The organism is Hallella faecis (assembly GCF_018789675.1).
GTDB lineage: Bacteria > Bacteroidota > Bacteroidia > Bacteroidales > Bacteroidaceae > Prevotella > Prevotella faecis.
Window position 1 is genome coordinate 37,459 of record NZ_JAHKBE010000002.1, and the last position, 15,030, is coordinate 52,488.

The window sequence follows — 15,030 nt, forward strand, 5'->3', positions numbered from 1 at the left end:
GCAATCATAATGATCCCCGCAAGTGGCTCAAGGTCTGCTTGCGGGGATTTTTTGTTAAATCGACTTAACAAAACACGATGCTACACGCTTTTTCTATTATCTTTGTAAAAGTGCGTGTTCGCATGACGTGATACCAGGGCTGTTTCATGTTATGTTGCGCTGCCATGATTGCAACCCGCTGATAATCTTGCAAAATGACGATGCAACGACATCGCCTTGACCCAATAATTTAAGGAAACCACAAACAACATTTATAACACATTAATCTTAACTACATCATGAAAAAAGGATTTTTAGCCATCGCTGCAGCTGCTGCCCTTGTGCTGAGCAGTTGCGGAGACACCAAAAAGAACGCAGAGGCTGCCGCTGGTGCCGCCGATCAGGCCGCTGCCGTAGAAACTGTTGATACCGCCGCTCTCAGCGACAATACCAATGCAGCCATCGCTACGCTTACCGCCCAGGTGGAGCAGGCTGTGAAGAACAAGGATCCGAAGGTCCTCATCACCTCACTCGCAACGTTGCAGGCCACCTACAAGGCCCTTGTCAATGCCGGTCAATTGGATGAGGCCAAGGCCTACGGCCAGTCGATCAAGAATTTCCTGGCAGAAAATGCCGAGAGCATCAAGACTGTGACAGATGGCAATACCACCATAGCCAACTTGGTGAATGGCATAAAGAACCTGCCTACCACCGCAGAGACCACTGCTGAGCAGGCCAAACAAGCCGTGACTGACGACGCTGTGAACCTTGCCGCTCCTTATATCCAGAAGGCTGCTCAGACTGCCGCTACCGTTGAGGCTGCGAAGGCTGCCTTGCAGAGCGCTCCCGAGGCCGCTAAGAAGATCGTGGAGAATGTGCCCGAGGCTGCCAAGGAAGCAGCCAAGACTGCCGCCACAAAGGCTGTGAACAACGCCAAGGCTGCCGCAGAGAAGAAAGCCAATGAAGAGGTAACCAAGGCGCAGAACAAGGCCAATGAGAAGGTGAACGAGGCAAGAGAGAAGGCTGCCGAAAAGGTGAAAGAAGGACAGAAAAAACTCAACGACAAGGTGAACGAGGCTGCTCACAATGCTTTGAAGAACCTTGGCAAGTAATCGGCGTGTAAGGCGCGATCTCATGTCGCCCTGCTAACCTAAGCGTTGGTGGGGCGATTTGAACCTAAAATGGGCATATGGCCGAAATGGGAATATAACGAGTTTGTTATTGTTTCTTTGCAACCCTTGTCAGTGTTTCTTCCGGCATCGTGCTTCCATTCGCGTTTTGGCATAATGGGATATGCCCTATCATTTAACCCATACAATCGATGAAAGATTTTGCAGCCATAGATTTTGAGACGGCCAACCAGTACCGCAGTAGCGTTTGCAGTGTGGGAGTGGTGATTGTAAGAAACGGCGAGGTGGCCGAGAAGTTCTACAGCCTTATCTACCCCCGCCCAGATTTCTTCACCTATTTGACCACCCAGGTGCATGGTTTGACCATGCTCGATGTGGAGGATGCACGTCCGTTTCCCGATGTGTGGCAGGTTATCGCCCCTAAATTGGAAGGCTTACCCTTGGTGGCCCACAACAGTCCGTTCGATGAGAGTTGCTTGAAGGCTGTATTTAAGGAATATGGCATGGATTACCCCAACTATGAGTTCCATTGTACCTGTCGTGCCTCACGTAGGCAGTTGGCAGGCATATTGCCCAATCATCAGTTGCAAACCGTAGCTCGCTATTGTGGCTACGATCTCACCAACCACCACCACGCCTTGGCCGATGCCGAGGCCTGCGCTGTCATAGCGCTCCACTTGCTCTGAACGTAAGTCTCTGTTTTATGCCAACGTTTGATAGGTTGCGAATGCTATTGTTGACGCAGATGGCTTTGCTTATTTAGTTTGCGCCCACTTGTCGTAAGTACATTTGTGCCAAAAAACAATAGCCCGAACTCTCAGGGTTCGGGCTATCATTCATAACGGTTGTTTTAATATTTTGTGCAAAGAGTTATTGCTTTGCAATGAGCTTGGCGCTTTAGCTCGTTTAGCGAATGCGGTCCATGCTCTTCACGAGACGGTCATCGGCCTTGATGCCACGATGAGCCATCATCAGCAGGATGATGGCGATGAGCGGGAGGCAAGCGCCGAATGCCACATGGAATGTGGCACCGTCGACAGGCAGAGCCACGAAAGCGCAGTAAGCATAGTAAGCATACCACAACAGGCAGAGCACTACGCTCACCGTGCACAAACGCATTTGCAGAGCGCGGCGCTTGAACATAAACACGGTGACGAGCGACAATGCCGCTGTAATCACCAGGTCGGCAAGCAGCAATGGGTAGGCCGTGAAATTCTCTCCTTGGTACAGGCCCAGGTTAAACATCTTGGCCGAAACACCCATTCCCTGAGGCTCCACACTACCAATAGGCATGGCCAGGCAGCTTATGAGCACAGCCACAGCCAACATCAGGTAGAGGGTTTGAATGCGCTGAATCATTGTGCCTCTTCCTCTTGGTTGTCCTGTGAGGGATCGCGCCAATAGATGTTGCCCTCAATAAACTCCTGGGTAGCCAGCAGTGTGGGTTTCGGCAACTTCTCGTAGTAGCGGCTGATCTCGATCTGCTCACGGTTTTCGAACACCTCGTCCAACGAATCGTTGTAAGAAGCAAACTCCTGCAACTTCTTGTTCAGGTCTTGCTTAATCTCCACACCGATTTGGTTGGCGCGCTTGCCGATGATGGCCACGCTCTCATAGATGTTACCAGTGCTCTTCCACAACTCGGGAAGCTCGCGAGTCTCGGTGTTTACCGGAGCTTTTGACTTCTTATAATCCATATCTGATTGAAAAATATTGATTTTTGATATTGCTAATTCTGATGGTTGACGCTTACTCGTCGACGACCGTACTGGTCACCTTCTTGCATTTGTTCACATACTCCTCGGCCAACTTACGCGACTTGGAGTCGGGATATTCGTTGATGAATCCGTAAGCCTCGTCTTCCGCATTTTGGAATCGTTCCACGCGTTTTTCCTCTACGCTCTGCTTGGCCAGTTCATACTTACTCTTCATGATGAGCAACGCAAAGTCCTCGCGCTTGCTTGAGTAGGGGTAGTCTTTCAGGGCGTTCTCTGAGGTGACGATGCATGCCTCGTAGTTGTTTCCACCCTCGGTGCAGTTTCCGAAGTAGGTGCCAAGGTTGTAATAGAGCTGGGCAGAGTAGAGTTCCTTCTCAACCAACTTGTCTTGCAATGCGAACAAGCGGCTTTGAGCCTGCTCCTTCATCTGGGCGTCTGGATAGAGGTCCAGGTAGTCTTGGAAGGCAGCGATGGCCTTAACGGTTTCTGTTTGGTCCAGGCGCGGCTCGGGAGTGCACATGTACAGGCTCTGTCCGGCATAGTAGGACGCCATCTCGGCATATACGCCACGCGGGTACGTTTTTACGTAGCGCTTGAAAGTTTCGGAAGCCGTTTCGTAGTCGCGGTTGCAAAATTCGGCCATGGCCAACATGTATAGGCTCTCCTGAGCATCGGTTGTACCCTTCAGCTGGGTGATAACCTCTTGCAGGATGGTAGTGGCGCGTTGGTACTTGCCATTGGCGAAGCACTCCTTGGCGTACTCGTATTTGTAATGGTAATCGGGGGTTCTATATACCTGATTGAATTCCCTTGCGCAGCTGCTCAAGAGCAACAGGATGGTAAAAGCTACGAGAATGATCTTCTTCATGTTCTGCATTTTGGAATGCAAAAATACAACTATTTCATGGATTTGCCAAGGAGCACTCGCCATTTTTAGCAAAAAATAGGATTTGGTAAGCCCAAATTGCAGTTTTCGCACACAATATTGGCCAAAAGAGCCCTAAAGTCAGTGGTTTAGAGCGTTCATGCATGTCCAGTTGCAGGTTTGTGAACGTTAAGGTAGCCCTTGTTTGATGGCATAGACGATGAGTTGGAACGATGCCAATGTGCGAGCCTTCCTTTTGCAACTCGGAAGGTAGAAATTAGCCAACAACCTATAGACGAATCTACACACTTCTTTTCTACGAGCGAATGTTTGGTTGCAAATACGCGATCCTCGGCGTATTTTTGTAACCTGCTAACAATCAACGTCTTGTGAATTTTGTGTAGCGTTTACCACTCCGTATTTCGCATCAAGCATTGCGATAGATGCCTAACCGAGGTGCCAAACATGCCCAATCGAGTCTCGAAAGACGGTCGATCGAGGGGCGAAACATGCCTTTTCGCAACTCGGAACATGCCTAATCGCAGGAGCTTGCCTCTCGCGTGGCGATAAAATCTCATAAAAATGGCGTTTCGGCTCGCCAGATTGTCGGAAATCGTCGACAAACTTTTTGACCAAAAAACATTACACGGTCAAGAGCGCCGAGTGCTTGTGCGAATCATCAAAGAAGGGAATCGTTCGCTTCCATGGCCCTGTGGGTGATGAAAACGGTCGATTCCCTATCACTATACAGTGAGCGTGTGGCCTGATGTTAGTGACTTGCCACGTAGTTGGTAATCCATTGGCCCACCTCTGTGGTGCCATAATGATTACCGCCTTCAACCTGAATTTCGGGTGTGCGGATGTTCTGCAGCAAACTCTCGTTGCATGCCTCGCGGATGAGTGCGCCTTCGGCCTTCAGACCAAAGTGCTCGAGCATCATGGCGGCTGAGAGGATCTGTGCCAGCGGGTTGGCAAGGTTCTTGCCGGCTGCCTGTGGCCATGATCCGTGCACCGGTTCGAAGAGCGGCGTGTGGTCGCCCAGTGAGGCCGACGGTTGCAGGCCCATAGAGCCCGTGATGGCACTCGTCTCGTCGGTGAGGATGTCGCCAAACGTGTTCTCGGTGACAATGACATCGAAGAAGCGCGGGTCGGTAAGCACGCGCATCGAGCAGTTGTCGATAAACATATAGTCGGTCTGCACATCGGGGTATTGGGGCTCCATTTCCTTCGCAATCTGTCGCCACAGGCGTGAGCTTGCCAGCACATTGGCCTTGTCGACCACCGTGAGGTGGTGGTTGCGGCGCTGCGCTGTTTCGAAGGCCACCTTCAGGATGCGCTCAATCTCGGGGCGCGAGTACACGTCGGTGTCGTAAGCGCGGTCGTTGTCCTGATACTTTTCGCCGAAGTACATGCCACCTGTGAGCTCACGAATCACCATGAAATCGGCACCCTTGATGATGCTCTCCTTCAGTGGCGACATGTGGAGCAGGCAGTCGAACGTGGCCACGGGGCGCACGTTGGCAAACAAGCCAAGCTTCTTGCGCATGGCCAGCAAGCCGGTCTCGGGGCGCACCTTCAGTGTGGGATCGTTGTCGAAACGCGGGTCGCCCACAGCGGCGAAGAGCACAGCGTCGGCGTCCATACACGTCTTAAACGTGTCATCGGGGAATGGGTCTCCGCAAACGTCGATGGCATGTGCGCCACAGATGGCCTCGTGATAGACAAACTCGTGTCCAAACTTCTTGGCAATGGCGTCGAGCACATGGATGGCTTGCGGCATGATCTCTGGTCCGATGCCGTCGCCGGGTAATACTGCGATATTCAGTTTCATGATTTCTTATGTGTTTTATATTTGTTCTTTGGATTGTTGTGGAGCGTGGATTGAGCCTCCTTCCCACAGTTTTTCTTCCTCGTCTTCCACGATATTGAGCATCTTGAACGTGGCTTTGATGGCCGCCTCCGTCTGGTCGGCGTCGAGTCCGTGGGTGCGAATGACGCGTCCTCCGTCGCATTGCCATGTAATGATGGTCTGCACCAATGCGTCGGTGTGGCCTCCGGGCGGAATGGTCACGGTGTAGTTGGCCAATCGTGGGAAGGTGCGGTTGAGGTTCTCCTTATACACCTTGCGCAAGGCTTTCACAAAGGCGTCGTACTGACCGTCGCCGGTAGCGTCGGCCGTATATTCCTCACCGTTGATTTCCACCTTCAGGCTGGCGATGGGTTTCAGCCCATACGACGTGGAGACCATGTAGCTGAGGAGCTTCACCCGTTCCACGGGTGTGTTGTGCTTCAGCACGTCGGCAATGATGTAAGGCAGGTCGTCTTGGGTTACCATCTCCTTACGGTCGCCCAGTTCGGTGATGCGCCGTGTTACGCGTCGTGTCTGTTCGGGCGTCAGTTCCAAGCCCAGTTCCTCCAGGTTCATCTCAATGTTTGCCTTGCCCGAGTTTTTTCCGAGTGCGTATTCGCGCTTGCGGCCAAAGCGTGAGGGCACGAGGTCGTTGCTGTAAAGCTTGTTCTTGTTGTCGCCATCGGCGTGAACACCCGCCACCTGCGTGAAGACATTGCTTCCCACGATGGGTTGGTTGGCCGATATGGCGATGCCGCTGTAGCCTTCCACCAAGCGACTAATCTGGTTGAGTTTGCTCTCGTTGATTGACGTCTTGGCGTGGAAATGGTCCTTCAGGATGGCTTGCACGCTGGCCAGTGGTGCGTTGCCGCATCGTTCGCCCAGGCCGTTCACCGTGACATGCACGCCCTGGCAACCGCTCAACACGGCGGCGAGCGTGTTCGACACCGCCAGGTCGTAATCGTTGTGGGCGTGGAAATCGAATCGCTTGTCGGGGTAGCGGCGGTGCATCTTGCGCACATATTCCACACACTGCAGCGGGTTCATGATGCCCAATGTGTCGGGCAGCATGAAGCGTTGGATGGGTGTGTCCTTCAGGCGGTCCATCATTTGGTACACATATTCGGGCGAATCCTTCATGCCCGAGCTCCAGTCCTCCAGATAGATGTTGACCCGCAGGCCCTGCTGTTCGGCATAGTCGAGCGAGTGGAGGATGTCGGCCAAATGTTCCTCTGGCGCCTTGTGCAACTGGTGTTGGCAATGTTTCAGCGAGCCTTTCACCAACAGGTTGATGACGCGGCAGCCGCAACCTTTGATCCAGTCGATCGACAGTTTGCCGTCGACGAAGCCCAACACCTCGATGCGGTCGATGTAACCCTCACGCTGGGCGTAGTTGCAGATGCGTGTCACGGCCTCGCGCTCGCCCTCGGAAACACGTGCCGAGGCCACCTCTATGCGGTCGACGTTGACATCGTGGAGCAGCGACCGGGCGATGATGAGCTTCTCGTGGGGCAGAAAACTGACGCCGCTGGTCTGCTCACCGTCGCGCAACGTAGAGTCCATGATTTCGATCTGCGGACCGAAAAGTGTTTTTGCTCCTATATCCATCATGCGCGTTGCTTTTCAAAAGCCTCCACCTTGTCGCGGTTGGCAACGAGGAAATCCACGTCGTCGAGGCCGTTCATCAGGCAGTGCTTCTTATAACCATTGATGTCGAAATGTTCCGAATGGCCCGTAGCAAGGTTGGTCACCGTTTGGTTAGGAAGGTCCACGCGCACCTGAGTGCCATGGTCTTTGTCGATGGATGAGAACAGTTCGCTCAGAAACTGCTCGCTCACCACCACCGGAAGCACGAAGTTGTTGAGCTCGTTGTTCTTGTGGATGTCGGCGAAGAAACTGCTGATAACCACCCTGAAACCATAGCCGGCGATGGCCCATGCGGCATGTTCGCGCGACGATCCTGAGCCGAAATTCTTGCCGGCTACGAGGATAACGCCCGAATAAGAAGGGTCGTTGAGCACAAAATCGCTCTTCAAACTGCCGTCCTTATTGTATCTCCAGTCGCGGAAAAGGTTGTCGCCGAAGCCTTCCTTGTCGGTAGCCTTCAGGAAGCGGGCGGGTATGATTTGGTCGGTATCCACATTCTCCAAGGGGAGGGGAATGCAGGATGATGTGATGACATCAAATTTCTGTTTCATCGTTGTGTGTTGTCTTTGTGTGATTATTCGCGTTCAGCGGATGGGCATGGGTGACCCATGCTGCGGTTGTTGGCTATCCGCCGGGATGCCCGTTGGCCGATGCCGCTGCGCGTTGTTATGCCTGAAGAAACTCGCGAGGGTCGCTGATGCGGCCCGTGATGGCGGCTGCGGCTGCCACAAGGGGCGAAGCCAGCACCGTGCGTGCGCCCGGTCCCTGACGGCCCTCGAAGTTGCGGTTCGATGTGGAGACGCTGTATTTGCCAGCTGGCACCTTGTCGTCGTTCATGGCCAAGCATGCCGAGCAGCCCGGTTGGCGTATGGCGAACCCTGCTGCCTCCAGTTGCTTGTCGAGTCCTTCCTCCTGAATCTGCTTCAGAACAGCCCATGAGCCCGGCACCAGCCATGCCACCACGTTGGGCGCTTTCTTATGGCCCTTGACCACAGAGGCGAAGGCGCGGAAGTCCTCTATGCGTCCGTTGGTGCACGCTCCGAGGAACACGTAGTCGATGGGGTGCCCCAAGAGGCGCTCGCCAGGCTCGAAGCCCATGTAGCGCAGGCTCTTGAGGAACGAAGCCTGCTCGCTTTCGGCCACCTCGTCGAGTGTGGGAACTGATCCCGTGATGGCGATGCCCATTCCGGGGTTGGTGCCGTAGGTGATGCGAGGCTCGATGTCGGCTCCGTCGAAAGCCAACTCACAGTCGAACACGGCGTCGTCGCCCGAGCGCAGCTGGCGCCATTGGGCCACGGCCTTGTCCCACGCCTCGCCCTTGGGGGCGTACTTGCGTCCCTTCAGGTAGGCGAAGGTTGTTTCGTCGGGCGCGATGAATCCGCCGCGCGCACCCATCTCTATGGAGAGGTTGCAGAGCGTCAGTCGGCCCTCCATGCTCATGTTCTCAACCACAGGTCCGGCGTATTCCACGAAGTAGCCCGTGGCTCCCGAGGTGGAGAGTTGGGCCATGAGGTAGAGCGCCACGTCCTTGGCCGTTACGCCAGGCTGCAGGGCGCCGTTGATGGTGATGCGCATGCTCTTTGGCTTCTGTTGCAGAATACACTGCGAGGCCAGAACCATTTCGACCTCAGAGGTGCCGATGCCGAATGCCACAGCGCCCACGGCACCGTGGGTAGAGGTGTGCGAGTCGCCACAAACGATGGTCATGCCAGGCAGCGAAAGGCCCGTCTCGGGTCCCACCACGTGGATGACGCCGTTCTCGGGCGTGTTCTTTTTGAATTCCGTCAGGCCAAACTCGGCGCAGTTCTTGTCGAGTGTCTCCACTTGGTGGCGGCCCACGGGGTCGAGTTCAGGCGATCCTTGGTCGTGCGTCATGATGTTGTGGTCGGGCATGCAGAACACCTGTTGCGGTCTGAACACCTGCAGATGGCGGCGGCGTAAGCCGTCGAAGGCCTGAGGCGATGTCACCTCGTGACAATACAGTCGGTCGATGTAGAGTTGCGTGGGGCCTTCTTCCACGACCTGTACTACATGGCTATCCCAAATCTTATCAAATAATGTATTCATAACATAAAAACCTTTCGCTATCTTATTTCCTAAACTTGTTGATACAATCGATGTATGCCTCGACCGATGCCGTTACGATGTCGGTGTTGGCTCCGAAGCCATAGTAGACGCTTCCGGCGTATTCCACTTGCATGTGAACCTTTCCGACGTCGTCCGATCCCTTCGAGATGGCCTGAATGGTAAACTCCTTCAGTGTCATCTGCTTGCGGATGATGCGCTTCAGGGCCTTGATGGCGGCGTCGACCGGACCGTTTCCAGAGCTGCTCTCCTCAAACTTCTGACCGGCGATGTCGAGGCCCACGCTGGCTACGCTCTTCACGCCCTTACCCGTGGTGACCTGCAGATAGTCGAGCTTCACGCTGTGGCTGGCCGCCGTGTCGGCACCTGCGAGCATGAGGATGTCGTCGTCGTTGATCTCTTTTTTCTTGTCGGCCAATTCGAGGAAGGCCTTATAGAGCTTGTCGAGCTTGGCCTCGTCGCGAACGTCCACGCCGTTCACCTCCAGGCGATAACGCAGCGCCGCGCGTCCCGAACGTGCCGTAAGCACGATGGCGTTGTTGTCGAGACCAATGTCCTTCGGGTCGATGATCTCGTAGGTCTGCACGTTCTTCAGCACGCCATCCTGGTGGATGCCGCTCGAATGGGCAAAGGCGTTGCGGCCCACAATGGCCTTGTTGGGTTGCACGGGCATGTTCATCAGCGAACTGACCATGCGCGAAACGGGGTAAATCTTCTGCGTGTTGATGTTGGTGTCGATGTTGATGCCCTTGTGGCACTTTAGGATCATGGCAATCTCCTCGAGCGATGTGTTGCCGGCTCGCTCGCCGATGCCGTTGATGGTTACCTCCACTTGTCGTGCTCCGTTGAGCACACCCTCGAGCGTGTTGGCTGTTGCCATGCCGAGGTCGTTGTGGCAGTGGGTTGAGATGATGGCCTTGTCGATGTTCGACACGTGCTCCATGAGGTATTTAATTTTGGCGCCAAACTCGCTCGGCAGGCAGTAGCCGGTGGTGTCGGGAATGTTTACCACGGTGGCTCCAGCGGCGATAACTGCCTCGACGACACGTGCCAGGTATTCATTGTCGGTACGTCCGGCGTCCTCGGCGTAGAACTCCACATCCTCCACATACTTCTTGGCGTAAGCCGTGGCACGCACGGCGCGCTCCAGGATCTCATCTCGGTTTGAGTTGAACTTATACTTAATGTGGTAGTCGGATGTGCCTATGCCGGTGTGTATGCGCTTGTGTTTGGCATACTGCAGCGACTCAGCGGCCACGTCGATGTCCTTCTCCACGGCGCGGGTCAGTGCGCAAATGGTGGGCCATGTTACCGCTTTCGATATTTCCATAACCGAGTTGTAGTCGCCTGGCGAAGAGATGGGGAAGCCGGCCTCAATGACATCGACACCCAATAGCTCAAGTTGCTTGGCTACCTGAATCTTCTCTACTGTGTTCAACTGGCATCCAGGCACCTGTTCGCCATCGCGAAGGGTGGTGTCGAAAATAAAAAGTCTGTCGCTCATAATTTATTATTTTACTTCGTTTGGGGTCTTTATTGTGTTTGTGTTCGCTCGTGTTTGTGCTCCTATTCGTCAGAACTTGTGTTTGTGTTCGTCTGATTTTGTTCTTCCATACGTCAGAACTTGTGTTTGCGTTCGTTTGGGAGCATGTTCGTTTTAGTTTGTTGTTTTGTTTGTTTCTGTCCTTCCAACTACGAAAAAAGGCCTTCCCACTAATGGAAGTGGAAAGGCCTTGTATTCGTCATATTGCTCACATGCATATACACGCTCTCTCACTTCCGACTGTTTGACGAAGTCGAATACCGAGTAGAATGCTAATAATGCTAATGAACTGGATGGTCATACTTTGTTCTCTTTTTGTTTTATGTGAGCGCAAAGGTAATCATTTCGTTGCTAACAAACAAATAAATTGCAAGAAAAGTTGGTAGTTTTATTGCAAACAATAACTAAACCTTGCGTTTTAGAACGATAATGATACTTTGTCGATATCTTTCAACTCGTAACACTTTTCCTGCCTAAGTAGCCTAAAGTTAGTGGTTTGGCGTGTGTCTCAAGCCCCTTGTGGCATGCTTTAGGCGCGCTCCTCCTTGTCTATAATGGCCCCCCATAACAAATAAAAGCCCGGCGTTTCCATGATCGGAACGCCGGGCAATATGTTGCGTAAAGCTATTCGTTGAATAGAGATTGAACAGCGAATCTTCTTCGTGAGCGCATGTCTTCACCTCTGTAAGCGCCCCTTTCTATCTTCGCAATGGCATCGTTTGCTATCCCTTAGCTTATCGATGGACTGCTGTCAGAGTAGCGTTTGCCTTTCGTTAGCTTATCGATGGACTGCTGTCAGAGTGGTGTTTGCCTTTCGTTAGCTTGTCGATGGACTGCTGTCAGAGTAGCGTTTGCCTTTTGTTTGCGCCGATATCCTTATTTAATAGGGCCACTTTGCTGTTGGGATAGAAGCTGGGTGCAACTGGAATAGAAGCTGGGCGCAATTGGGTTAGAAACTGGGGGCGACTGGGGCGGGGAACGGATCGTCGTCGCCGAGGTCGTCGCTGTTCATGCGAGAGCCGATGTATTCGCCTCCCATGCTGTCTGACAGAGGTGCGGGAGCGGCATCCTCGGGGTTGAGGAAGCGCGTGTATTGGCCTTGGAACGACAACAGAACGTCGCCCGTGGCGCCCTTACGGTGCTTGGCAATGATGATCTGCGCCTTGCCGCGAAGGTCGTGGCCCTTTTCGTCTTGGTAGATGTGGTAATACTCAGGACGGTGCACAAAGAGCACCATATCGGCATCCTGCTCGATAGCTCCCGACTCACGCAAGTCGCTCAACTGTGGTCGCTTGCCTTCCAATCCCTCACGGTTCTCCACCGTACGGTTGAGCTGTGACAGGGCGATGATGGGCACATCGAGCTCCTTGGCCAATCCTTTGAGCGAGCGAGAGATGGTCGACACCTCCTCCTGACGGCTTCCGAAGCGCATGCCATTGGCGTTCATGAGCTGCAGATAGTCGATCATAATGATCTTCACACCTTTCTCGCGAACCAGTCGGCGGGCCTTTGTGCGCAACTCGAAGATCGACATGCCAGGTGTATCGTCCACGTAAAGCGGTGCGCCGGTGAGTCGAGCCATATACTTGTCGAGGCGTTGCCACTCGTCGGGGAAGAGCTGTCCGTTCATGATCTTGCGTCCCTCGATTTCACAAACATTAGAGATGAGACGGTTTACAAGCTGCACGTTGTTCATCTCCAATGAGAAGAAGGCGATGGGCTCCTTGTAATCGACCGCAATGTTCTTGGCGATGGAGAGAGCGAACGAGGTCTTACCCATGGCCGGTCGACCGGCGATGATGACGAGGTCACTCTTCTGCCAACCCGAGGTGATGTTGTCGAGCCCCGTGTATCCCGACGGAATGCCCGTCAGACCACTGGTCTGCGACGATGCCTTCTGCAACATCTCCATGGCCTGTCGCAGCACAGGGTCGATCTGCGTGTAGTCGGTTCGCATGTTCTTCTGCGAGAGTTCGAAGAGGTTGCTCTCCGCTTCCTGCATCAGGTCGTCCACGTCCACCGTCTGGTCGAAGGCCTTCGTCTCGATGACCGAGGCAAAGGAGATGAGCTGGCGGGCCAAGAATTTCTGTTGGAGAATCTTGGCGTGGTATTCGATATGGGCCGACGACGCCACATGAGCCGTGAGGTCCACCACGTAGGTTGGTCCGCCCACGTCGTCGAGTGTGCCCTCTTTCTGCAGTTCGTTGGCCACGGTCATGATGTCGACCGGGTTCTGGGCCATGTTGAGCGTCTGTATGGCTTGGTAAATTTTCTGGTGTCGCGGCTCGTAGAACGTTTCGGGTCGCAGCATCTCCGATACCACGGAGAAGGCGTCCTTGTCGATCATGAGCGCGCCGAGCACCACCTTCTCCACGTCGACCGCTTGCGGCTGCAGATGTCCGTAGGTGGGGTCGATGGGCGCAGGCGTGCGCTTTCGGCGGTTGGCCGAGGTGTTATTTGTTTCTGGCATGGTTGTTTGTGGTGTTGGGCAGATGCGGCACGCCTATTCGATAGACATGCCACCCTGCTGGGTTGGTGGGCCAATGCGCCCGCCTTAGTTTTTCTTTTTCAGTTTGAGTTTGGGGATATTGACCTTGTCGCCCGCCTTCAGCTGCTTGCGACCCGGGTTGACGGCTTCGATGTAACACTCCATGCCCGGTCCGAGTTGGGTGCGGCTGATGCCCGCGAGCGTCTGTCCAGCCTTTGCCGTAACGGTTCGGTCAATACCGATAATGGTGTATGCGCCCGTACGGATGCGTACATCCTTATTATATTTATCTTGCTCCTTGCTGTTGTTCTTGGCCTCAGTAGGCTTGTGTTGTTGTGCCTTTTGCTTTGCAGCGGCTTCATTGGCCTTCTTGGCAGCTTCCTCCTTCTTGGCGCGTTCGGCTTGTTCGGCCCCCCGCTTGGAGGCTTCTTGTTCCACCTGCTTGGCCTTTGCTTGCTCGGCTTCGGCCATTTTCTGGCGAGCCCCCTCGTCCTCTTGCAATTTGCGCGCCGCCTCCAGACTGTCCTTTTTGGCTTGCGCCACAGCCGCAGAGTCGACCGATGCGTTGAGGATGGCTTTTCCTTGCGGTGTTCGCGAGGCAAGAATGGCAGCCGCTTCCAGGTGCTCTATGCGGTGGTCGCGTTGCGAAATCTGCATGGCCAGGTAGAAGATGCCAGCCACACACGCCAGCAACAGGAAAGCCGAAATGCCCAGGAACCTGCGCATGAAACGGTTATGGCGAACCATTTCTCGCTGCATTAGGATGACCTGGTTGCGCGCATCGTCGATCTCACGTTCGGTTTCCGACACGGTTTGCACCATCTCAGCCGTTGTCTTGGTCGACGACGTTGGGCGAGGTTGGTCCTCGTTGGTCTGCTCTGAAGTGGCGTTTGTTGGCGCAGCAGCGTCGTTGATGCTTTCAGAAACTTCATTCTGCTCGTCGTTGGTGGTTTCTTCCGTGGGATGGGAAGGGCCGTTGGCCTCATTGGGAGTGGTTTCCTCAATGGACTCAGAGCCAGGAGCCACAGGCGTGAATGATTCTTCTGGTTTCATAGGCTCGGTTATTTGGATGGGCTCATCGTCGGAGACGACGGTCTCTGCTGCCACAACCGTCTCCTTGGGAGTGCCGCCTTGGTGGGTTGAAGGGTCGTCGATGCCCTCGCCGTATGTGGTTTCGTTTTCGTCGTTCTTAGTCGAAGCCGTTTCGTCTGGCTGCGTTCCCAACACGTTGGTTGCGCCAGACGCAGCTTCGCCCTCAGAGGTTTCCGCCATCTTGTCGTCTTGCTTTGTGGCGTCGGTCGTGATCGGTTCGGTCACCGTTTCGTCGTTGTCGGTCATGATGATGTCTTCGGTTCCTTCCTCCACATTGGCGAAATGCTCATCGATGGCCGTGAAGTCGACCCCGTCGTTGATGGGAACGGTTTCGAATTGCGAGAACGGTCGGTTCACCAACTCACGCATGGCGCTATCGGGAGTGAACGAAACCTTGTCGCGCCCCTCTATGACGATGGGCTCGCCCGTGTTCACATCCACGCTCTTGCGCGAAGCCACGGGCACCACCTTGAATGTGCCCAGGCCCTTGACCTTTACCTGTCGGTCGGTCTCGATGCCCTTGGAGAGCACGTCGAACATCTTCTCCACAAACTGCTCTGCCGCTTCTCGCTCCAGTCCATACTTGTCGACCAGCGCCAGAGAGAGTTCCTTAAATCCTATCTTGCTCATGGTT

The 15,030-nt window shown here is 54.2% G+C and carries 12 protein-coding genes; 2 read left to right on the forward strand and 10 right to left on the reverse strand.

The features are described from left to right. The first annotated feature begins 278 nt into the window (after window positions 1–278). Window positions 279–1,091, forward strand: coding sequence for a hypothetical protein (locus KM934_RS00775; protein WP_215758692.1), 813 nt, complete (start codon window positions 279–281; stop codon window positions 1,089–1,091). Between the two features lie 209 nt (window positions 1,092–1,300). Continuing rightward, window positions 1,301–1,795, forward strand: a complete 495-nt coding sequence (locus KM934_RS00780) for a 3'-5' exonuclease (protein WP_215758694.1) — start codon at window positions 1,301–1,303, stop codon at window positions 1,793–1,795. A 220-nt stretch (window positions 1,796–2,015) separates the two neighbouring features. On the opposite strand, the gene KM934_RS00785 is transcribed toward KM934_RS00780, so the two are convergent. The 10 genes from KM934_RS00785 to KM934_RS13110 all read right to left on the reverse strand — a co-directional run bounded on the left by KM934_RS00785 (window position 2,016) and on the right by KM934_RS13110 (window position 15,026). After that, the gene (locus tag KM934_RS00785) at window positions 2,016–2,468 is read right to left on the reverse strand and encodes a DUF4293 domain-containing protein (protein WP_215758696.1); all 453 of its coding nucleotides are present in this window, start codon (window positions 2,466–2,468) and stop codon (window positions 2,016–2,018) included. Then, entirely contained in the window at window positions 2,465–2,806 is a 342-nt protein-coding gene (locus tag KM934_RS00790) for a DNA-directed RNA polymerase subunit omega (protein ID WP_215758698.1), read from the reverse strand. The genes KM934_RS00785 and KM934_RS00790 overlap by 4 nt, the downstream gene beginning before the upstream one ends. A gap of 52 nt (window positions 2,807–2,858) precedes the next feature. Then, complete coding sequence (locus tag KM934_RS00795) at window positions 2,859–3,695, reverse strand: outer membrane protein assembly factor BamD (RefSeq protein WP_215758699.1); 837 nt, start codon at window positions 3,693–3,695, stop codon at window positions 2,859–2,861. A gap of 766 nt (window positions 3,696–4,461) precedes the next feature. Beyond that, complete coding sequence (leuB, locus tag KM934_RS00800) at window positions 4,462–5,523, reverse strand: 3-isopropylmalate dehydrogenase (protein WP_215758701.1); 1,062 nt, start codon at window positions 5,521–5,523, stop codon at window positions 4,462–4,464. Window positions 5,524–5,538: 15 nt separating this feature from the next. After that, entirely contained in the window at window positions 5,539–7,149 is a 1,611-nt protein-coding gene (locus KM934_RS00805) for an alpha-isopropylmalate synthase regulatory domain-containing protein (protein ID WP_252344836.1), read from the reverse strand. After that, entirely contained in the window at window positions 7,149–7,739 is a 591-nt protein-coding gene (gene leuD, locus KM934_RS00810; protein WP_215758703.1) for a 3-isopropylmalate dehydratase small subunit, read from the reverse strand. The genes KM934_RS00805 and leuD overlap by 1 nt, the downstream gene beginning before the upstream one ends. A 115-nt stretch (window positions 7,740–7,854) precedes the next feature. Continuing rightward, window positions 7,855–9,255 carry a 3-isopropylmalate dehydratase large subunit gene (leuC, locus tag KM934_RS00815; RefSeq protein ID WP_215758705.1) on the reverse strand — a complete coding sequence of 467 codons (1,401 nt, stop codon included), beginning with the start codon at window positions 9,253–9,255 and terminating at the stop codon, window positions 7,855–7,857. Between the two features lie 22 nt (window positions 9,256–9,277). Further along, on the reverse strand, window positions 9,278–10,777 hold the full coding sequence (locus KM934_RS00820) for a 2-isopropylmalate synthase (RefSeq protein WP_215758706.1): 1,500 nt from the start codon (window positions 10,775–10,777) through the stop codon (window positions 9,278–9,280). Between the two features lie 988 nt (window positions 10,778–11,765). After that, entirely contained in the window at window positions 11,766–13,286 is a 1,521-nt protein-coding gene (gene dnaB / locus KM934_RS00825) for a replicative DNA helicase (protein ID WP_215758708.1), read from the reverse strand. A gap of 84 nt (window positions 13,287–13,370) precedes the next feature. Then, window positions 13,371–15,026, reverse strand: coding sequence for an HU family DNA-binding protein (locus KM934_RS13110; protein WP_252344829.1), 1,656 nt, complete (start codon window positions 15,024–15,026; stop codon window positions 13,371–13,373). Window positions 15,027–15,030: the final 4 nt, after the last annotated feature.